Annotated in this window: 14 protein-coding genes; 7 read left to right on the top strand and 7 right to left on the bottom strand. The window is 68.9% G+C overall.

The features are described 5' to 3' along the window. Positions 1–31: 31 nt before the first annotated feature. The 3 genes from O5O46_RS23985 (at position 32) to O5O46_RS23975 (ending at position 4,170) form a co-directional block, all read left to right on the top strand. The gene (locus O5O46_RS23985) at positions 32–952 is read left to right on the top strand and encodes a VOC family protein (protein WP_269857619.1); all 921 of its coding nucleotides are present in this window, start codon (positions 32–34) and stop codon (positions 950–952) included. 17 nt (positions 953–969) lie between these two features. Beyond that, positions 970–2,622: a bifunctional 3-(3-hydroxy-phenyl)propionate/3-hydroxycinnamic acid hydroxylase MhpA gene (gene mhpA / locus O5O46_RS23980; RefSeq protein ID WP_269857618.1), complete on the top strand. Its 1,653-nt coding sequence runs from the start codon at positions 970–972 to the stop codon at positions 2,620–2,622. A gap of 261 nt (positions 2,623–2,883) precedes the next feature. Further along, positions 2,884–4,170: a PucR family transcriptional regulator gene (locus O5O46_RS23975; RefSeq protein ID WP_269857617.1), complete on the top strand. Its 1,287-nt coding sequence runs from the start codon at positions 2,884–2,886 to the stop codon at positions 4,168–4,170. A 549-nt stretch (positions 4,171–4,719) separates the two neighbouring features. Here O5O46_RS23975 and O5O46_RS23970 read toward each other — a convergent pair. From O5O46_RS23970 to O5O46_RS23960, 3 genes are all read right to left on the bottom strand, one after another. Then, positions 4,720–5,559, bottom strand: coding sequence for an SAM-dependent methyltransferase (locus O5O46_RS23970; RefSeq protein WP_269857616.1), 840 nt, complete (start codon positions 5,557–5,559; stop codon positions 4,720–4,722). Positions 5,560–5,763: 204 nt separating this feature from the next. Next, a complete protein-coding gene (locus O5O46_RS23965; RefSeq protein WP_269857615.1) occupies positions 5,764–6,537 on the bottom strand; it encodes an SDR family NAD(P)-dependent oxidoreductase in 774 nt (257 codons plus the stop codon). A 321-nt stretch (positions 6,538–6,858) separates the two neighbouring features. Next, positions 6,859–7,671, bottom strand: coding sequence for a maleylpyruvate isomerase family mycothiol-dependent enzyme (locus tag O5O46_RS23960; RefSeq protein WP_269857614.1), 813 nt, complete (start codon positions 7,669–7,671; stop codon positions 6,859–6,861). Between the two features lie 289 nt (positions 7,672–7,960). On the opposite strand from O5O46_RS23960, the gene O5O46_RS23955 reads away from it, so the two are divergent. Further along, complete coding sequence (locus O5O46_RS23955) at positions 7,961–8,866, top strand: cyclase family protein (protein ID WP_269857613.1); 906 nt, start codon at positions 7,961–7,963, stop codon at positions 8,864–8,866. Positions 8,867–9,099: 233 nt separating this feature from the next. Beyond that, the gene (locus O5O46_RS23950; protein WP_269857612.1) at positions 9,100–10,656 is read left to right on the top strand and encodes an FAD-dependent monooxygenase; all 1,557 of its coding nucleotides are present in this window, start codon (positions 9,100–9,102) and stop codon (positions 10,654–10,656) included. Between the two features lie 74 nt (positions 10,657–10,730). On the opposite strand, the gene O5O46_RS23945 is transcribed toward O5O46_RS23950, so the two are convergent. Beyond that, a complete protein-coding gene (locus O5O46_RS23945; RefSeq protein ID WP_269857611.1) occupies positions 10,731–10,883 on the bottom strand; it encodes a hypothetical protein in 153 nt (50 codons plus the stop codon). Positions 10,884–11,286: 403 nt separating this feature from the next. Between O5O46_RS23945 and rho the strand changes: the two genes are divergently transcribed. Next, positions 11,287–12,456 (top strand): transcription termination factor Rho, encoded by a 1,170-nt coding sequence (gene rho / locus O5O46_RS23940; protein ID WP_269857610.1) that lies wholly within the window; start codon positions 11,287–11,289, stop codon positions 12,454–12,456. Positions 12,457–13,614: 1,158 nt separating this feature from the next. On the opposite strand, the gene O5O46_RS23935 is transcribed toward rho, so the two are convergent. Together O5O46_RS23935 and O5O46_RS23930 are read right to left on the bottom strand one after the other, a co-directional pair. Next, a complete protein-coding gene (locus O5O46_RS23935; RefSeq protein WP_269857609.1) occupies positions 13,615–14,901 on the bottom strand; it encodes an MFS transporter in 1,287 nt (428 codons plus the stop codon). Between the two features lie 484 nt (positions 14,902–15,385). Then, positions 15,386–16,027: an MBL fold metallo-hydrolase gene (locus O5O46_RS23930; protein ID WP_269857608.1), complete on the bottom strand. Its 642-nt coding sequence runs from the start codon at positions 16,025–16,027 to the stop codon at positions 15,386–15,388. 72 nt (positions 16,028–16,099) lie between these two features. Between O5O46_RS23930 and O5O46_RS23925 the strand changes: the two genes are divergently transcribed. Continuing rightward, positions 16,100–16,600 carry a MarR family winged helix-turn-helix transcriptional regulator gene (locus O5O46_RS23925; protein WP_269857607.1) on the top strand — a complete coding sequence of 167 codons (501 nt, stop codon included), beginning with the start codon at positions 16,100–16,102 and terminating at the stop codon, positions 16,598–16,600. 245 nt (positions 16,601–16,845) lie between these two features. Here O5O46_RS23925 and O5O46_RS23920 read toward each other — a convergent pair whose 3' ends face one another. Then, on the bottom strand, positions 16,846–18,939 hold the full coding sequence (locus O5O46_RS23920) for an NEW3 domain-containing protein (protein ID WP_269857606.1): 2,094 nt from the start codon (positions 18,937–18,939) through the stop codon (positions 16,846–16,848). Between the last annotated feature and the right edge of the window lie 944 nt (positions 18,940–19,883).

Here is a 19,883-nt window from a genome sequence, read left to right as displayed (position 1 = left end):
GACCTTCCACTGGAGCATTGAGGAGCCAGTCATGTCCCTGCACCGTCTCGCCCACATCACCATGGGCGTGCCCGACGTCGAGGCGACCGCGGCCTACTACGCCGACTTCGGGCTGACCCACCTCGGCCGCGGACGTTTCGCCACCACCGACGGCGGTGAGCAACTGAAGATCGTCCACGCGCCGCGTCGCCGACTGGACGAGATGGTCCTCGGCGCCGACGACTCCGATGACCTGGGCCGGATCGCCGCCGCCTTGAAACGGCTTGAGGTGCCCTTCGTCCGCGACGCACAGTCGCTGCGTGCGGTGGATCCCGGCACCGAGGTCACCGTCAGCGTGGAGATCCAGCCGCGCATTGTCCAGGACGCTCCCGCGGCCGCGCCGTACAACGCGCCGGGGCGAATCGAGCGCGCCAACGTCCGCGCCCCCGGCGTGCTGCGCGAGAAGCCGGTGCGGCCCCGGCGCCTGGGGCACGTCGTCCTCGGTTCGACGAACCAGGAGGCGTCCCAGCGCTTCTTCACCGAGGGCTTCGGCTTCAAGGTCAGCGACCTCGTCCCGGGCGCGGCGTTCCTGCGCTGCACCACCGACCACCACAACGTCCTCGTCCAGCGGGCACCCGTGCCCTTCCTGCACCACTCCTCGTGGCAGGTGGACGACGTGGACGAGGTGGGCCGGGGTGCCACCCGCATGCTGGAGGGACATCCCGAGCGGCATGTGTGGGGCCTTGGGCGCCACCACCTGGGCTCCAACTTCTTCTGGTACCTCAAGGACCCGGCCGGCAACTTCTCCGAGTACTTCTCCGACATGGACTGCATCGTCGACGACCAGGTGTGGACGCCGGGCGTGTGGGAGGGCGCGAGTGCCCTGTACAGCTGGGGGCCGCCGGTACCGCCGTCGTTCATCCGACCCGACGATCTCGCCGCGCTGATGACCGGCGCTCACAGCACGAGCTGACCAGAGAGAAGAAAGCCATGCACACGATCAACGAGCAGGGCGCCGACAGGCAGGACGAGTACGACGTACTGGTCGTCGGCGCCGGGCCCGTGGGGCTCACCGCCGCCATCCAACTGGGTATGCGCGGCTGGCGGGTCGGTCTCGTCGAACGCTGGCCGCAGCGGTACCCGCTGCCCCGCGCGGTGGTCCTCGACCACGAGATCGCCCGCATCGTGGCATCCCTGGGCCTGGGCGACGCCCTGCGCACCTTCAGCGAGCCGGCCGAGGACTACGAGTGGCGCAACGGAAAGGGACAGACGCTGTTGCGCCTGGCGTTTGAGGACACCAGCTACTCCGGTTGGCCGTTCGTGAACATCTTCACCCAGCCTCGTCTCGAAGCGGCTTTGGAGGAGCGTGCCCGTGCCCTGCCCGTCGTGGAGATCCTGCGGGGCTGGGAGGCCGTGGACCTCGTCGAAGAGCCGACCTCCGTGCGCCTGACCATCGCCGAGAACGCCGGGGGCCGGACAACGAGTGACGACGGCGTGCGGGAACACCGCACACTGCGCGCCGCCTACGTCGTCGGCTGCGACGGTGCGAACAGCTTCGTCCGCTCCCGTATGGACACCTCGATGACCGACCTGGGCTTCCATTTCGACTGGCTGGTCGTCGACGTCATCCCCCATGACCAGGATCGCGTGTGGTCCCCGCGCAACCTCCAGCTGTGCGACCCGGCCCGGCCGACCACGGCCGTCTCGGGCGGCCCCGGCCGCCGCCGCTGGGAGTTCATGCGGCTGCCCGGCGAGACGATCGCCGAACTCAACACTCCCGAGACGGCGTGGAAGCTGCTCGCCCCCTGGGACATCCGTCCCGACAACGCCACCCTGGAGCGCCACACCGTCTACACCTTCCAGGCCCGCTGGGCGGACTCCTGGCGCCAGGGCCGCCTGCTGCTGGCCGGGGACGCAGCCCATCAGATGCCCCCCTTCGCCGGTCAGGGCATGTGTTCCGGCATCCGCGACGCCACCAACCTGACGTGGAAACTGGACCTCGTCCTCGCAGGCCACGCCGACGTGTCGCTGCTGGACACCTACACCGCCGAACGCTCCCAGCAACTGCGGCACGCCATCGACACGTCGGTGTACCTGGGGCGGGTCATCTGCGAGAACGACCCGGCCGCGGCCGCCGAACGCGACAAGCGGATGGTCGCCGACCAGCGGGCCGGCAGCGCCCAGCTGGCGAGGATGCTGCCGGGCACCCTCACCGGTGGCCTGCTGGCCTGCGACGCAAGCGGCGTCCCCGTCGAGCCTGCCGGACAGCTCGGCCGCCAGGGCCAGGTGCGTTTCCGTGGAAGGACCGGCCTGTTCGACCAGGCCGTCGGCACCGGATTCACCCTGCTGGCCGCCCAGGACCCGCGAGAGGTGCTGGACGACGACGCTCTCGGCTGGTGCGAGCGGCTCGGGATCCGGCTGCTGCGGATCACCGACGACCACACCGCAGAGGGCCCGGCCGACGTCGTCGATCTCGACGGCGCGTACCGCGCTCACGTGGCCGCCACCGGACAGCAGGCCCTGCTTGTGCGCCCGGACTTCTATGTCTTCGGCGGCGCTGCGCGTACGGATGCCGTGCCCGGCCTGGTAGCCACGCTGCGCGACGAACTCGCCACGGGCAGCGTGCTGGCCTCTGCCCGATGAGCCGAGCAGAACAGACGTGGACGGGCCCGCCGCGTCCTCACTCCGCCCGTCATGCGCGGGACTTGCCGCCACCTCGGGCACCGCACGAGCAGATGCCCTGCTCGTGCGGTGCTCTTCGGTCGTATTTTTGGTATCGAAGGTGGCGCTCCCGCGGTCGCTGCACCTGACCGCCGGGGACATGATCACCGGACCTGGATGGCCCTGCCGGGTGACGGGCGCGCTCCGCGCGGTCACGCGCCGTACAAGATATCGAGGCGGGTTGTGACGCGAGAGTGGCTCCTTGCGCTTCGCCCGGCCCCCGACCGGGCGGTCGACCCCGTCATGCCGCGGGCGGCCGAGGCCGCCGCGGCAGAGACCCTCGGGGCGGAACCGGTCCGGTGGGCGGTGCAAACGGCTGCCGCCATGGCGGCGGAGATCCTCGACGAGGTTCCCGAGCACGGCGGCGGTCAAGCCCCCATGACCACCCTGCGGCGCTCCACTGAATCCGCCGTCCTCGCGGCCTTGCAGCTGCTGCTGGCAGAGCACCCACGGCCCGACGCCGTCTCGACCGAGGAAACACTTGAAGGATGCCGCGAGTTCGCCCGCCGCGGCGTCCCCCTCGACCGGGTCCTGCGAGGCGTGCGGCTCGGACATGCCCGGCTGGCACGGGACCTGGCGGCCGCGATCGAGGAACATGTCCCGTTCGACCAGCGCTTGGCCGAACTGCGTGAGGTCGACGAGTTGCTGTTCGCCTACGCCGACGCCCATGCCAGCCAGATGGCCGAGGAGTACATCGCCGAGCGGGACCGCTGGCGCGGAAGCGACGAGGCCGCCCGTCGCGCCATCATCGACGACCTGCTCGCCGGACGCCCGGTCGACGTACAGGCCGCCATCCGGCGCCTGCGCTACGACATCAGCCGCACCCACGTCGCCGCCGTGCTGCGGTGCGACCACAGCGAGGTCGGCCTGCCCGCACCAGAACGGCTGCAGCGGACCGCGACCTCCATGGCCCGCGCCGTGCGAGCACCAGGAATGCTGCTCATCCCCGCCACAGACACGTCAGCCTGGGTGTGGCTCGCGCTGTCCAGTGAAGAGACCGCCGACCAGGCCGAGCACCTGCGGGGCACCCTCGACCCCCCGGCGGGGGTACGGGCGGCACTCGGTCCGGCCGCGCACGGCCCGCAGGGCATGCGCCGCAGTCATCTGGCTGCCCTGCAGGCCGAACGAATCGCCCTCCAGGGCAGAAGCGACTGGCTGTGCGACTACCAGGACGTCCGTCTGGTGGCCCTGGCCACCGCCGAGCCAGAACACGCGCGCTGGTTCGTGCAGGACGTCCTCGGTCCGCTGGCCTCCGAGGGCGCCCGGATGCAGGAGCTGCGCGAAACCTTGCGCGTCTACCTCTCCGAGGAACACGGTCTGCGGACGACGGCCGAGCGCCTGCATGTGGCGCGCAACACCGTCACCTACCGAGTCAAGCGCGCGCAGGAACTGCTGCCCACGCCGATCAACGCCGACAACTTGCTGGAACTACGCCTGGCACTGGAGATCGCGCACACCCTGTACGGCTGACAGACCACGCCGCCAACGCGCCGCCTCGGGCCAAGATCCGGACCCTTCACGGACCAACTGACGGTGACGGCCGTGGCGGTGGCGGCCCGCTTCCGGAGCCGCTTGCGGAACTCGGCCGCCAGCGGGCACGTACCCGCGATCCCCGGTCGGCGGCTGTTTGCGCTCGCCCTTGTGGTAGCACTCTACCGACCGCTGGGTGACACCGAGTTCCTGGGCGACGGCCTTGGTGGTCTTCAGCCGCCTGAGCGGAAAGTTGATGCGAGCCTGCAAGCCCTTGGACGGCTCACGGGTGAATGCCTCATGGCTGGCGCGCTCCAACGCCTGGCGGGCTTCCATGGGTTACCGCCCCTTGATGACGGCGTCGTGGCCGTCCCCCTTGCTGTGCTGGACCGACCCGATCCCTCCAGCCGTGAACGTCCGCTGCTGGTACCGCAGTTGGTGTGCCTCTGGTGCGGCGACGTTTTGAGCGGCCGCTAAACGTGCTCACACGTCTTGTGCGCGCCGCGTGTATGGGCCGGGCGCGCGGCTGTTCCGCTGCCCGGTACGCCATCACCGGCGGCCGTGAAAGATCCCCCAGGACAAAAGGCCGTCCTCGCAGGCGTGGACCCACAGGGGCAGATTCGCTCGCAGCCGGTCCAGGTACTCCTCGCCGACGGCGCCGGTGAGTTCCTCGCCGCTGCGCCGCACCTGCTCGGTGAGGCGGGCGTAGTGCGGGAGCAGGTTCTCGCTCAGGTCGTCGAAGCGCACCTGCCCCAGTCCGAGGCGGGCGAGCTGGATACGGACAAAGTCCGGCGTGGGGAAATCGGTGACGTTGAGCCGCTCGCACACCGGGCGCAGCGCCTCCTGGTGGGTGTCGTCGGCCGCCATGACGTCGGTGAGGACCAGGGCGCCGCCGGGGGCCAGGACGCGCACCGCCTCCGAGAGCATGTGCGCACGGTCGCCGCTGTGGACAAGGGCTTCCTGGGTCCAGACGACGTCGAACCGCCCGTTTGGCGCAGGGATGTCGTCGAAGGATCCGGTGACCACGTCGATGAGCGCGTCGAGTCCGTGGCGGGCGTTGAGCGCGCGGTGCCGCCGGTTCTGCACGTCGCTGATGTTGAGCGCGACGACGCGGCAGCCGAAGCTCTGCGCGAGGTAGCGCGCCGCGCCACCGTAGCCCGAACCGAGGTCCAGGACGGTGCGGCCCGGCCCGAGCAGGTCGGCCACCCGGGATGCCACCTCGGCATCGGCCCGCCGGGTGGCTCGGGCGACCGGCTCGTCGGGGTGCTCGTAGACGCCGGTGTGGATGTCCTCGCCGCCCCACACACTCGTGTAGAAGCCGTCGACATCGGCGCAGTTGTAGTAGTCGCGGGCCGCATCCGCCGCATGCATGGTCGCGTCATCACCCATGCCCACATCCTCCGCACAGCGCGGAGAGCGCAAACCTCACGAGAAATTGCCGCCGTCCGCTCAAGTGGTGAGCGAACGCCCAACAGCCCACACAGCGTTCAGGCTTATCGCACTCTCAGCCGCTCACGGTGCCTGCCAGCGGGAGGCGCGAAGACTGCGCTGCTGGCCGGTGACACGCAGCGAACTCGGGCGGAACGGTCGCTCTCAAAACATTCGGGGCTGGCCGGAGGACGCACGGAGACCACCGTCAACCGGGATGTGGGCCCCGTTGACGAATCGGGCGTCGTAACTGGCAAGGAAGGCGATGACGTCGGCGACTTCCTGGGGCTCGGCCGGGCGCTGCATGGGGATGCGCTGACGGAACGCGGCAAGAGCTTTTTCGTTCTCCAGCATAGGTGCGGCCATCTCAGTGGCGGTGAGACTCGGATGCACCGCGTTGACCCGCACCCCCTCATTGGCGTGGTCGAGCGCCATGGCATTGGTCAGGTTGACCACTGCGCCCTTGGCCGCGTTGTAGGCGGCCAGGCCCCAGTCCCCGCCGAGACCGGAGACCGAACCGACGTTGACGATGTTGCCGCCGACGGCACGCAGGTGCGGCACTGCGGCTCTCGACGCGTAGAAGGTGCCATCGGCAATAACAGCCATGACCTGGCGCCAGCTGGCCGTGTCCGTGTCCGTGACGGCGCCTACCGCGGCGACAGCCGCATTGTTGACCAGCACATCCAAACGGCCGTAGTCCCTGGCCACTCCATCGATGAGGGAGGTGATCGCTGACTCGTCGGAGACGTCCGCGACGCGCGCGACGATCGTCGAACCGGCAGGCGCCGCGGAAACCGTCCTCTGCAACTTCTCCTCGGTACGCCCGACCGCGATCACGGTGGCGCCCTCACGTGCGAAACGGTGCGCTGCGGCAGCACCGATGCCCGATCCGGCACCGGTGATGATAACGACCTTGCCAGCGAAGCGATCCTCGGTCATGAATGCTCCCTCTTCGATGGTGTGTTACAGGGCGCAGGCTAAGCGGCCTCGGTGAACTTCGCTACAGCTCCTTTTGGTTGCCGATGCCCGGGTGCGGGTGCGCTGCCGGGCCCGGGCCTGGTCGAACGTCGAAGCGCCTTCATAGACCCACCTGCTGTTGCCCACACAGCCAAACTCCGAGAGTCCTTGCGAACCATGCCGAGGGCGTCAAGGAACCTTGGGATCGCGCCGGTTGCACACTGGCTGTGAGGAACGGATTGGCGAAGCGAACACTTCAACGCAGGGCCAACGGGTTCCCGCTTGCGCTCTGTCCGGCATGGGTCAAAAGGCCGTGTGGGTGAACCAAGTGTCGAGTAGCGGCGGCTCGCCGGAGACGTCGAAGGCGCTCTCCTTGTACGACCCTCGCCCGTAGAGCAGCAGCAGGAGGTCCGCCGCCCGCCCTCGCACCACCGCCTGTGCCTCGGATGGTGTGCCGTCGGCTCCCGCCCGCGGCACCAGACGAAGACCGTCCGTCTCCAGCCGCACCCGCCACTCCTCGCTGATGCCTTCGGCGGCGTCCGTGCACTGGAAGGCGATGGTCTCGCCAGTGCCGCGCAGCTCGGCCACGGCGGGGGCGAAGACACCCGCGTAGGGCAAGTTGACGAGGAATTCGTCCACTCCGTCCGCCGCCAGCACGGGGTCGATCTCCGACTCACGGCCGACGGCACGCTCCGCGTCCACCCGGTGCACCAACGTCTCGAACAGCATCCGACGGGCCCAGAACCTTGCATGCTGGTCCTCACCCCAGGCCCACATCGCCGCATGCGGATCCGTGGCCCGCAGCACGGCGGCCACCGCTGGGACGCCGGTGGCCACCCAGTCGGCATACTCCTGCACGCGTTCCGGTAGCCCCAACTCCACATCACGGCTGCGCGGCCGCTCCTGCACCAGCCCGCTCAGCAGCGTGCAAAACCAACGCTGCAGCGATCCCACGTGCCGGGTGAGTTCGGCCAGCGTCCACTCAGGGCAGGAGGGCACGGCAGTCGCGGGATCCGCCCCTTGGACCACCTCGGCGAAGCGCAGGGTCTCCTGCTCGACCGCCTGCCGGTAGGTGTCGTACGGCAAAGGGTGCCCCGCCCGGCTCGTCGTCTCCATCAACTGCTCCCTTTCTGTCCGCGTGCAGCACGGATCCTGTCGTGATCAGTGTGAAGGCTGGAGTCCACTCGAAGGCAAATCCGGCCCCAAGGCCACGTGCTATCCGTCCAGGGCACGCGCGAGGGACTGCACGCCACTGGCTCCGGGCCCCCGCCTCAGCCACCCGCCACGATGCACGATGGCTGACGAGCCGATAAGTCTCCCCGTTCGGGGCGAGGCTGGTTCAGGGCAGGAGCGACGAAGCTTGACTCGTGTACGCCCAACTCCCCAACTCTGTACGGTCACTGGTATGGAAGCACGACACGTAGACACCGCCACGGACGGCGCGGAGAACCTGCCGAGCAACTGGGGCCGGTGGGGCCAGGACGACCAGCGAGGCACACTCAACCTGATCACTGAGGAGACCCGAGCCAGGGCTGCCGCTGAGGTCCGTACGGGACGGGCGGTGTCGCTGGCGCTGCCGATCCAGCCGACACCGCTGATCAGCGGACCGTTCGCGCCCTCCACCGAGGACGCTTCGCCGGTGCAGCAGGTGATGGTGTACACCGGCTCTCCGGCGATGGCGACGGCGGACGTAATGATGGTCACCAATCACCACCCGCGCTCGACACATCTGGACGCGCTGGGGCACATCCCGCGCGACGGACGCGTCTACCCGGGGCGCCCTCTGAAGGAGAGCGTGACGCCGGTCGGCGTGCGGCACGGCTCGACGACGGCGTTCGCCGCCGGGATCACCACCCGCGGAGTCCTCCTCGACCTGGCGGTCGACGGCCCACTGACCAGTGGCTATGCGGTCACATCAAGGGACTTCGAGGCAGCGGAGGAGCGTCAGGGCGTGCGACTGGAGTCCGGGGACGCGCTGGTGGTGCGCTGTGGGTGGAGCATGACTCCCGACCCCGATCGGCCGATGCCGGGCATGAGCCTGGACGCGGTGCGATGGATGCACCGGCGTGGGGTGTCGATCTACGCCGGTGACATCGGCGACGCGCACCCAGCACTGGACGCCGCCTGCCCCTCCCCGCTGCACGGGGTCGCCCTGCCGATGTTGGGCATGCCCCTGATCGACGCCGCCTACCTGGATGAGCTCGTCGCCGTCTGCGCCGAACTGGACCGCTACGCCTTCCTGCTCACCGTGGCGCCGCCGCGTATCCACGGACTGACCGGGGTGCCCGTCAACCCGCTCGCCGTCTTCTGACGGCCGCCGGGCCCTGTGGTGGGCTGTTCGACCAGGGCTCGGGGTGCGAGCGAAATCCGGCGACCGTGGACTACGGCCTCCTGCAGGCGTTGTGAGGCATGCGGCTTCGACCTCGGGATCCGGTGGCTGGTGGCGCGCGGCGCTCTCTCTGGTTCACCCATTACTACAGCTTGACACGAACGCCGTTCGCGCATAGAACAGCGTTCGTGGCAATGGATGTGAAGAACCAGGCTATGGACGTGACTGTGGTTGGAGCCGGGCCGGTGGGACTCGTGCTCGCCGCGGAGCTGGCGCTCTCCGGAGCGACGGTGCAGGTACTCGAGCGACGGGCCGCGCCGGACAAGGCGATGAAGGCGGGGGCGATCAACGTGCCGACGGCCGAGGCACTCGACCGCCGCGGCCTGCTGCCTGCCGCTGAACAGGTGCAACGAGAGATGCTCGAGCGGGTGGGGTCGTTCGCGCGCATGGTCGACGACCAACCGCCCGGTGGCGGCCAGGCAGTGCGCGAGTCGCGGTTCACCGGGCATTTCGCCGGAATGGTCCTCGACCCCGACCTCGTGGACTGGTCCGATGCCGACCTGGCCGCGCACGCCGCGGTCGCCGGAGCAAGGTTGGTGCCGCAACGTGAGCTGGAGGAACTGCTGACCGACCATGTCGCGCGACTCGGCGTACCGGTACGTCGCGGGGTGGAGGTCACCGCGCTCGAAGACACCGGCAACGGCGTGCTCGTCGGCACCACTGCCGGCATGGTGCGCACCGGGTGGCTCGTCGGGTGCGACGGCGGACGCAGCACCGTGCGCCGCCTCGCGGGCATAGACTTCCCCGGCACCGACCCCGAGCTCACCGGACACCTGGCGGTCGTCGACATCGCCGACCCGGAGAAGCTGGCGAACGGATGGGCGTGGTCGACCCGCGGGGCGTACCGATATGGGCCGCAGCCCGGACGGGTGGTCACCGTGGAGTTCGACGGCGCTCCTGTCGACCGCTCGGCGCCGGTCACCCTTGAGGAGTTGCAGACCAGCCTGCGCCGGGTCTCGGGCACCGACGTCACGCTGACCGCGCTGCGCGGCACCGCGACCCGCTGGACCGACAACGCCCGTCAGGCCGCGACCTACTGGTCGGGGCGGGTGCTACTGGCTGGCGACGCCGCGCACGTGCACTCGCCGTTCGGCGGGCAGGGACTCAATCTCGGAGTCGGCGACGCGATGAACCTCGGTTGGAAACTCGGTGCCGTGGTAGCCGGTTGGGCGCCCGAAGGGCTGCTCGACACCTACGACACCGAGCGCCGTCCCCTTGGCGCCTGGGTGCTGGACTGGACGCGGGCCCAGATCGCGGTGATGCGTGGGGACGCCAAGTCGGCCGCGCTCCGGGAGGTCGTCGCCGATTTGCTGAGCACTCGGGCGGGCACGACCTACGCGGTCAAGAAGATCTCCGGCGTCACGCAGCACATCGACCTGCCCGGCGACCATCCGCTGGTCGGCCGGTTCGTCCCCGACCTGTGGCTGAGGGACGGCACCCGTCTGGTCGACCACGGTCACGGCGGAGGGTTCCTGCTGCTCGACCGCACTCCGGACGGCGCGTTCGCCCGCCTCGCCGCTGCCTGGGCCGGGCGAGTGAGCAGCGTGACCGACGGCCACGCGACGCCGACGGGGGTGTTGGTACGCCCGGACGGGGTGGTGGCTTGGGCCTCCGACACCACGGACATCGCCGCCGTCACCGGCCTCGAAGCCGCCCTGCACCGATGGACCGGCGCGCCGTCATCCTCACCCGAGCACGAGCCGGTGGGCTGAACCCCCGTCAGCGTCGGCTTCAGCCGTCTACTGCCGGATGACGTCGATCATCCAGGTGACGCGGAAACGGTCGGTCAGCGTGCCGCATAGGGGAGAACACGGCGGGGGTCGAGGAGTTCCTCGACGGTCGCGCCCGCGCCGAGAGCGTTCCAGCAGCCGGTGACCTCCTCGGCATCCGCGCCGGGCGAAGCGAAGTAGAGGGAACACTCGCCCGATCCCCAGGACACATCTCCCAGCTGAGGCGGGGATGCGTCCCTCATCCACATCGCCGCGCCGCCGTTCCTTCCGATCCCGCCGCAAGCGGTGTCCTGCACTGGACTGGTGTGCCTTCCGAACCATGGTGCTAGCCTGTCTTCAGCACGTGAGTTCGCCCAACAGTGGCGCCAGTGCTTTTTCGCTTCACCCATCAGCGCGTTCTGCCGCCCGTCCTTCTCGACCGGCTCGCGGGAATGCCGCAGATCTTCCTCAACGGCCGTCGGTGGGCGCACCCGCCTCCGCGCCAGGCGGCTTTCGGCAGCCCACAACCAACAGCGTTCGCCTCACACCGCTGCCTTCGCACGCGGCGCCGCCGCTCCCCCGTCAACACACACTCCTCCACTACCCCACTACCCCTGCTAGCAAAGGGCGTTCATGACCACCACCGCATCACATGCCGAGCACCGGCATGACAGCACGCTCGTCCCGGTCGCCGGGGTCTTCGACCGGTCCGGCAAACACGGCTTTCTCCGAGTGGACGGCTACCTGGCCGGACCACATGACGTGCCCGTGACCGCGTCCCTTGAGGGCCAACTGGGCCTACGCAAAGGTGACTTCGTCGAAGGGACCCGCGACACCCAACGTCACGCCACCGGCAACGGGCAATGCCCCGGAACGCGCGGGCTCGTCCGGGTGGACCGTGTCAACGGCCTCAGCGCGCAAGAGGTTTCGCGTCGGCCGCACTTCGCCGATCTGATGCCCGTCTTCCCGACCGAGCGGCTGCGCCTGGAGACCTCCCCGAAGGTTCTGGCCACCCGTGTCGTGGACCTGATCGCGCCGGTAGGTAAGGGCACCCGGGGGTTGATCGTGGCGCCGCCGAAAGCCGGGAAGACAGTGCTCCTCAAGACACTCGCCGAGGCCGTGGCCGAAAACCATCCGGAATGCCACCTCATGGTCGTCCTCCTCGACGAACGGCCAGAAGAGGTCACCGACATGCGGCGTTCCGTACGCGGCGAGGTGATCTCCTCAACCTTCGACCGACCGGCCGCAGACCACACCGCCACCGCCGAGTTGGCCGTCGAGCGCGGCAAGCGGCTGGTGGAGCAGGGTCGAGACGTGCTGATCCTGCTGGACTCGATCACCCGCCTGTGCCGTGCGTTCAACAACAGGGCCGGAGGCAAAGGCCGGACACTCAGCGGTGGCGTTGACGCGGCGGCCCTTCTCGGCCCCAAACAACTCTTCGGAGCCGCTCGCAACATCGAGGCGGGTGGGTCGTTGACGATCCTGGCCACAGCCCTGGTCGAAACCGGATCACGCGCCGACGACTACTACTTCGAAGAGCTCAAGAGTACGGGCAACATGGAGTTGCGGCTCAGCCGCGCCCTCGCCGACAGTCGGATGTTTCCCGCCGTCGACGTAACCCCTTCGGGCACCCGCCGCGAGGAGTTGCTCGTCCCGGCCGACGAACTGGCCGCACGGCGCAGGCTGCGTCGGGTGCTGACCGCCCGGGACCCCCACCAGTCCACCGAACTGCTCCTGGACCACCTGCGGCGCACTGCGGGAAACACCGAGTTCCTCAACCGGATCACGCAGCAGGCGCTTTAGCGCACGGCAATTCACAGCGTCCAGCGGTCCGCCTCGCGGATCCTCGGCGAAGCACGTCACCAGGTCATCGAGTGCCACCGACCATGCTTCGGCCACCAAGACATGAGCACCGGGTTAGCCGCGAACTGCGGCTCGCCAGTTGCTCTGCCATGTAAGCGGCAGGGCGCTGCGCGTACTGCCGGTCGCGGCGTATCGTTCCGGGACGCACCTTCCTCAAGGATGGCCTGCACCACCACACCACAGACGCCGATGGGATGCATCCACCCTCGCTTGCCGCCGCGCGCGGCCGTGCGGCGGAGGACCTTGCAGGACAAGCGTTGGTGTCCAGACGTCTGCTGGTACACGCTGTCTGTCTGGTCGGACTACGCAGCGTTCACGGCGGTGCACGCAAGTCATCACAAGGAGTCGCGATGCAGTGGTCCAGGAGCTGGCTGGACCAAAAGGAGACCGGTTTGCATCTCATTCCCTACTGAGACTCAGGTGTTGATGGGAAATTCCGGGGGCCGTCCCGTGCCCGTCGAGTGACGCAGACCGGTCGCCTACGCATATCTCGCCAGGCCGGGCCGCTTCCACGACGCTCCCGGCAAGCCGATGGTCAGCGGCCCTACTTCCAGCAGCTTTTGCTCATCCTGCACTTGCGCTACCCGTACTGTCACCAGCCCCACAGAGCTGGCCGAGGAGGGCACCACGGCCGCCCGCCACTCCCCCTACGCCGCCGACCACTACGGCCAAGGGCGATGCAAGGGCTCCCGGCAGAAGCCGCTGCCCGACCCGAGTACCCGTGGTCGCCGACATCGCGCCCGCATCCTCACCTGCGGCGTGAGGCACCGAGCCGGGCAAGAAGTGGGTGGATCCCGGCCTGCCGGCTTCCCTGCGCCAGGTGGGATGGTTGCAACGCCACTGAGGGCGGCACAACCGACCTCGGCTTCGACCACAAAGGGCCGGTCGTCCGAGGAGGAGCCTCCAAGGCATCCAGCCGCCGGACTCCTCGCCTTTGACTGCCCGTGAGACATACCAGCCCCCAGAAGCCGTCTCGGCAGCCGGAGCCACTCGGGACGGTTTAGGCGAGTGCATTCCATTTGGCGAACGCCGCCGACCGAAGTGCTCAGTCACACCCCGGTCGCCCGGCGTCCAGCGCCTCATCACTCGCGGCCTTGATCAGTGAGAGTCCGCCGCCACCTGCCGCATCAGCACCGCGTGCTCGTCGGCCCGTACGTCGTACGACATCAGCTTGGGCAACACCGCGGCCAGCAGCCCGACGACGGCCACGCAGGCCACGCCCCCGGACCACACCGACGTCCGTACCGACGTCCACGCCGCCATGGAGCCCGCGCGGACCTGGCCCAGCTGCGGACCAACGGAAAACGACAGCAGCTCGATCCCGGCGAGACGGCCGCGCAGCTCATCCGGGATCGTCTGATTCCACATCGCCGAACGGAAGATGCCGCTCACCTGGTCGCAACCGCCCGCGAACGCCAGTGACAGCAACACGAGCCAGACATTGTGTATCCCTCCAGCCGCCGCCATCGCCATACCCCACGCGGCCGCCGCCCCGACCACCATCCGCCCGTGCCGATGCACCCGCGACGACCAGCCGCTGGTCATGCTCACCGCTAGAGCTCCCGCGGGCAGCGCCGCATACATCAGCCCCAGCGACCACGGCGCCCTCAACTCATCGGCCAGGAAGGGGAAGACGGCCGTCGGGAACGCGAAGAACATCGCCACGATATCGACGACGTACGTACCGAGCAGTTCCTTGCGGCGCCAAGCGTAGTGCGCGCCCTCCGCGAGGCCGCGCCAGGACGGCCGCTCGGCGTCGTGCGCAGCGGGCGAGGGCCGCAGCCCCAGGCTCAGGGCGACCGAGACGACGAACGACGCGACATCGATCCCGTACGCCCACGCAGTCCCCGAGCACGCGATGAGCACCCCCGCGAGCGACGGCCCAGCGATCGCCCCCAACTGCCAGCGCAGGGAGTTGAGTGCGGCGGCCGCGGTGAGTTGCTCGTGCGGGACGATGCGCGGCACGATCGCGTCGATGGCTGGTCGCTGCAGCCCGCTCAACGCACTTGACAGCGCCGCTACGACGTACAGCGGCCACACGGCGGGATGTGGCAGCAGTGCGTTGACGAGCAGCGCGGCGGAGAGCAGTCCGAGCGCGCCCTCGCAGTAGACGATCAGCTTCCGCCGGTCCACGGCATCGGCGAGCGCGCCGCCGTAGAGCCCGAAGACGATCAGCGGCACGAGCTCCACCGCTCCGACCGCCCCGACTGCCAAAGCCGTTCCCGTCAACTCCTTGACCTGGACCGGCAGGGCGACAAACGTAAGGAAGCTGCCGAAAAGCGTGACCACACCCGAGCACCACAGCAGCCGGAAGTCACGGGAGGAACGCCAAGGCGCGAGGTCGGGGAGGAACGCACGCGAGCGCGATTGATCACCATCGGGCACGAGTCGCCATGTTGCGCCCGCCAACGCCCCATTGGCAACCGAATATTCCCTATCTAACTGGCCAGGCCTTGCACCCAGCGGGCGACTTGAAGCGCTCGGTCGCATCCGGCGCGGTCTCCGGGCCGTCGCGTGGGACTGCGGGCGCCGCTGGACTGGGCACCTGCCGCTCGCCGTGGATCAGGGTGATCCGCGGCGAGATTCGGCTGAGGGCTGGGCGCGAATACGCGGGGAGCAGTCCGCCAGTTGGGTGTTCAGCTTCCGCCAGCCTCGCGACCGTCACGCCATCGAGGGCGTTGTGCCATAGCCGGGCGTCGAGCCTGTGCAACAAAGATCCGTCCAGCCCATTGTCAAACGGGACCACCACTCGGATGCTCGCGGTGCCGTCTGCGCATCAGGGAAAGGCCTCCAACTCGGCTGACTGCGCGGCGGGTTGCGCCGCGCGGTGCCTGCTGTGAAGAGGGCAGCCACAGGCCTGGTGACCGGCTCAGACTGTGATCGTGTCTCCCGCCGGAACGATGGTGAGCGGCACCTCGGTCAGCATTTCGGGACTCAGGAATCGTGCCATCGACTGCTGTCCGATTTGGCTGAGCATGATCTCGTGGATCTGGATGAGCCGTCTGGGCGCGACTTCGCGCACATAGTCCGCCGCCTCGCCCAGCTTGGTCCACGGCCCGCTGGTGGGCAGCAGCAGCGTGTCAATCGGAGCGGACGGGACGTGGTAGGCGTCGCCGGGGTGGTAGAGGCGCTCCTCAACGAGGTAGCCGACGTTCACGACGCGGGGGATGTCGCGGTGGATCGCGGCGTGCAGCTCGCCGAACACCGCGATGTCGAAGCCCGCGACGGTGACACGGTCGCCAGCCGCGACCGCGGTGACCTGACCGCGCCGGGCGGACCAGCGCTCCACCACGCTCAGCGGTCCGTACACCCGCAGGTCGGGACGGGCGTCCAGAGCCTGGCAGATCAGGTTCTCGTCGAAGTGGTCGAAGTGCTCGTGGGTGATCAGGACGGCTTCGGCGGCGGCCACCGCTGCCGCCGCGTCCGGGGTGAGCGTGCCCGGGTCGATGACGATCCGCCCGTCGTCCTTGACCAGCGACACACAAGCGTGGGCGTGCTTGATCAGCTGCACTGTCGGCTCCCATCCAGGATATGTACAGGTACACCTGTACAGTATCACCTGCACACCTGATAGCCTGACAGCATGAACAGCGCGCTTCCGAACAAACAGGCGCCCTCGCCCGATGAGTTGGCCGCACACCTGAGGGCGGCGGTCGGCGCCCTGGTCCGCAGCACTCGTACCGTCGACCGGCTCGCACCCATCCCGGCGGCAGTGCTCGACCTGCTCGACGTGCGCGGCCCCATGACCACGGCCGACCTGGCGGCGAGCCGCGGAGTGCGCCACCAGACGATGGCCGCGACCGTCAAAGAGCTGACCGATGCCGGCTTTCTGGCCGTCGGCGCCGACCCGGACGACGCCCGCAAGAAGATCCTCACCCTGACCACAGCCGGGAAGAGCGCGATCGACGCAGACCGCCGGCAGCGTGTCAGCGCGCTCGCCGAGGCGCTGGACGCGGCTCTGGACGAAGACGATCGGCGCGTCATGGCCCACGCCCTGCACCTCATCGACCGGGTCACCGCGACCGTCGCAGAGGCTCGCCCCTCCCCCACCGGCGGGAACGAACCGCTCACCGGAGCCTGGTGACGATGCGATTGGAAGGCGTGCCCGCGCCACCCCTCCGCAGCGCCGTCATCAGCGAAGGCAAGGCCATCGCGTGACATACGGTTCCGGCAACGGCACGAAACGCACGGCTACGCGTTCAAGCGGCGTTGCGGGCGGCGACGGTCAGCACCCATCGCGCGGAGGGCGGCGCAGCGGTGGGGCGCTGCGCCGCCGGGAGTCGCCCGTGGGTGACGTTGGTGTCGGCCCCGGGGACTGGTGAGTGGGTGTCAGTGCTGGGTGAAGTCGGAGAAGTCGGCCTCGCCAGGGGTGCCGTCACTGTGGGAACTGGTGAACACACCCACGTCCTGCGCCGCCGTCGCACCCGGGACCGTGGCGGTCGCCAGGCGCGTCCAGGTGGTGCCGTCGGTCGAGTAGTAGCCGGTGAAGGTGGTACCGGCGCGGACCAACTTGAGCCAGCTGGGGTAGACGGCGGTGGCCGTTCCCTGGTTCGGTGGGGCACTGTTGGAGTCCAGGTGGCCACTGCCGGTGCTGTCCCACTGCAGGACGTATCCCTTGCCCGGGGCCTCGGCCAGGATCAGATAGCCGGGAGACGTGCCGGGGGCGGTGATGTCGTCACGCACCATGATTCCGGCCTTCGCCCACTCGCTCGTGCGGCCTTGGGCCGCCACCTCGACCAGGGTGGTGGAGCCGTCGTGTTCCGCGGCGTGCTGGTAGATCGCACTGTACTGGTCCGTGTCTCCCCACAGATCCGCGCCCGCGCCGTCGACGGCGAGCCTGCCACCCTGTGCGCCGAAGACGGCGGTTGTGTCGGAGAAGGTGTGGAACGGGGGCTTGACGGGGGCGGACAGCTCCACCGGTCTTGATGCGGTGGCCAGCCAGGTGCCGCCGGGTGCGTGACCGGAGGCGGTGCCGCTGACTGTGCTCCGGGTGATCGGCGCGGGAAGGACGGCGGGGGCGGTGACCCGGAACGTGGCCACCGCCGTGCCGCCGCGGGGTATCCGGGCGAAATAGGTGCGGCTCAGTGGAGTGACGGCCCATCGGGTCGGTGCGGCGAAGCCCAGCCGGACGTCCGCAGCGGTGCCGACGCCGTTGTTGGTCAACGTTGATGTCACCGTCGCGGAAGTTCCCGCCGACCAAGCGGGGGCGGTGGTGGTCAGCATGACGTGGGGCGGGTAGCGGCCTGGCGTGCTGGTCGCCGCGACCCGATACAGCACCGTGCCATGACCGGGTACGAAGGCCTGAACAGGCCCGGCGGTGGCGGTGGTGGTGTGCGCCCACACGTCCCGCACCGTGTAACCGTTGGCCGCGGGCAGTCCAAGCGCGGACGCGGTTGTGGAGATCTTGGCCGGGGCGGCGTTCTCGTTGAACAACGCCACGGCTACGCTGTGGTCGGCAAGCGGCTTGGCCAGCACGTCCAGTCCACCGGTCATACTCACCGGCCTGCCTTGTCGGCCAAGCCGGTCCTGGTCGATGGCGATGACTTCCTTGTTGCCGTAGGTCGCCAGAGTGGTGGCGCTGGCATGGCGCAGATCGGTGCCGGCGATCAGCGGAGAGGCCATCTCGGCCCACAGGGAGAACTCGCTGCGATCCTCGGTGGCGGTCATACCGTTGCCCACCTCCAGCATGTCCGGGTCGTTCCACGCTCCCGGTGAGGCCGCGTCAGCGAGCCCCACGTTCTGATGGAAGATGGACAGCATCCGCCCGTAGGTAGCGTCGATGTCGCCAGTGGTACGCCACAAGTTGCCCACCGAGCCGCCCCAACTCGCCACGTTCTCCTGGCCCCAGTCACACAGGCTGTAGACGATCGGACGCCCGGTACGGGCCAACGCGTTCCCCATCGCCTGGTAGCGCTGACGTGCGGGTATGCCCAGGTTGTTGCAGTTGTCGTACTTGAGGTAGTCAACTCCCCAGGCGGCGAAGGAGTTGGCGTCCTGTTGCTCGTGGCCCAGGCTTCCCGGGTAGCCGGCACACGTCATGGTCCCGGCGCTTTCGTAGATACCCAGCTTCAGTCCGCGAGCGTGCACGTAATCCGCCACGCCCTTTATGCCATGCGGGAACTTCACCGGATCCGGCACCAGATCGCCCGTGGCGCTGCGGGAGCCGGCCATCCAGCAGTCATCGATGTTCACGTACTGATAGCCAGCGGAGCGCAGCCCACTGGACACGATCTTGTCGGCGGTCTGCTCCACGAGTTGCTCGCTGACGTTGCAGCCGAAGGCGTTCCAGTCGTTCCAGCCCATCGGCGGGGTGAGCGCCAGGCCGTTGCCGAGCGCGACGGCCGGAGGAGCGGTGAGAGGAGCGGCCACAACAGGCGCCGTCCCCAAGAGGACCGCGACCACGGCGGCCCACGACTTGCGCATGGGATCTCCTGAGTCCGAGAGGAGTGCCGGACAGTGCGGTGGATCTGATGCCTAGCGCAGTGCAGGGAAAGCGAACCAAAACCAACACAATGTGTCAATACACAACGCACAGCTAGGCGATCGACAACCGGAAATCCACAAAAGCAAAAGGCTGGACCTCGTCGGCCGGCAGGACCTGTGGCCCTCTCGCCCGACGAGGCGTCACCTTCCAACTGGCCAAGTCGTGGGCCTCAGTCGGCGGCTCATCGGCCAGTTGGCACCGGGAGCGTCGCGCCCCGGTTCAGCGCAGCTGCCATATCGTGGGGCAACGCACTCATCCCGGGTGAGGGCCTGCAACCATCTGGAACAAGCCAGCTGAGGCGCTCGACCACAAGTCCCTGCGGCGCCGGGATCTGCCACATGGGCCGCAAGCGGCTGCCAGACCAGAAACAAGTACGGACGCGCCCCTCGGCCGACGCAGATGATTTTGTCGGCACCCGCAGGGTCCGCAGCCATTGAGCGGCCGTGTCAAGCAGTGCTCAAGCCGAAACGCGCTGCTATGCGGCGGACGCACTTTGACCGGGCCGCGACTTCCCCCACGTTGCTCGGGCGGCTCGCCGACGCCGTCGACGCGGCGCGGTCACCCTGCGGCGACTGGGTTGATCGGGCCGGGAACCAAGCGCCGCCCGGCCCGCGGCAAACCCCTCAACGGATACGAAAGAGCAGCGCGGATTTCGGCGAGTACGCCTCCCGGCCCGTACTCGCACCCCACATGGTCCAATCGCGCGATGGCCGAGTCGGCGCTCCGCCAACCGCACGAAAACGCGGTCAGGCCCTGCCGTGCTCGGCCCTCCCTACACCCCCCACAGACCGGCCCCCACCAGGGCTGACGGGATTGTCAGCATCGTCGGCCGATAAACGTACCAAGCCGTTTTCGCTGCTAATTGACGATAGGTGTCGGCCGC

Origin of the sequence: Streptomyces sp. RPT161 (assembly GCF_027533845.1) — a bacterium.
Taxonomy (GTDB): Bacteria; Actinomycetota; Actinomycetes; order Streptomycetales; family Streptomycetaceae; genus Streptantibioticus_A; species Streptantibioticus_A silvisoli_A.
The sequence above is the reverse complement of the archived record's forward strand: the minus strand, read 5'-3'. Positions and strand labels throughout refer to the sequence as shown.

What these genes read in the sequence shown, in the direction of transcription:
- O5O46_RS23960 (WP_269857614.1), bottom strand. Translation starts at nt 7,671, where the DNA reads ATGGAGACGACGAGCCGGGCGGGGCACCCTTTGCCGTACGACACCTAC.
- O5O46_RS23925 (WP_269857607.1), top strand. Translation starts at nt 16,100, where the DNA reads ATGAACAGCGCGCTTCCGAACAAACAGGCGCCCTCGCCCGATGAGTTG.
- O5O46_RS23985 (WP_269857619.1), top strand. Translation starts at nt 32, where the DNA reads ATGTCCCTGCACCGTCTCGCCCACATCACCATGGGCGTGCCCGACGTC.
- O5O46_RS23965 (WP_269857615.1), bottom strand. Translation starts at nt 6,537, where the DNA reads ATGACCGAGGATCGCTTCGCTGGCAAGGTCGTTATCATCACCGGTGCC.
- rho (WP_269857610.1), top strand. Translation starts at nt 11,287, where the DNA reads ATGACCACCACCGCATCACATGCCGAGCACCGGCATGACAGCACGCTC.
- O5O46_RS23920 (WP_269857606.1), bottom strand. Translation starts at nt 18,939, where the DNA reads ATGCGCAAGTCGTGGGCCGCCGTGGTCGCGGTCCTCTTGGGGACGGCG.
- O5O46_RS23950 (WP_269857612.1), top strand. Translation starts at nt 9,100, where the DNA reads ATGGACGTGACTGTGGTTGGAGCCGGGCCGGTGGGACTCGTGCTCGCC.
- O5O46_RS23970 (WP_269857616.1), bottom strand. Translation starts at nt 5,559, where the DNA reads ATGGGTGATGACGCGACCATGCATGCGGCGGATGCGGCCCGCGACTAC.
- mhpA (WP_269857618.1), top strand. Translation starts at nt 970, where the DNA reads ATGCACACGATCAACGAGCAGGGCGCCGACAGGCAGGACGAGTACGAC.
- O5O46_RS23955 (WP_269857613.1), top strand. Translation starts at nt 7,961, where the DNA reads ATGGAAGCACGACACGTAGACACCGCCACGGACGGCGCGGAGAACCTG.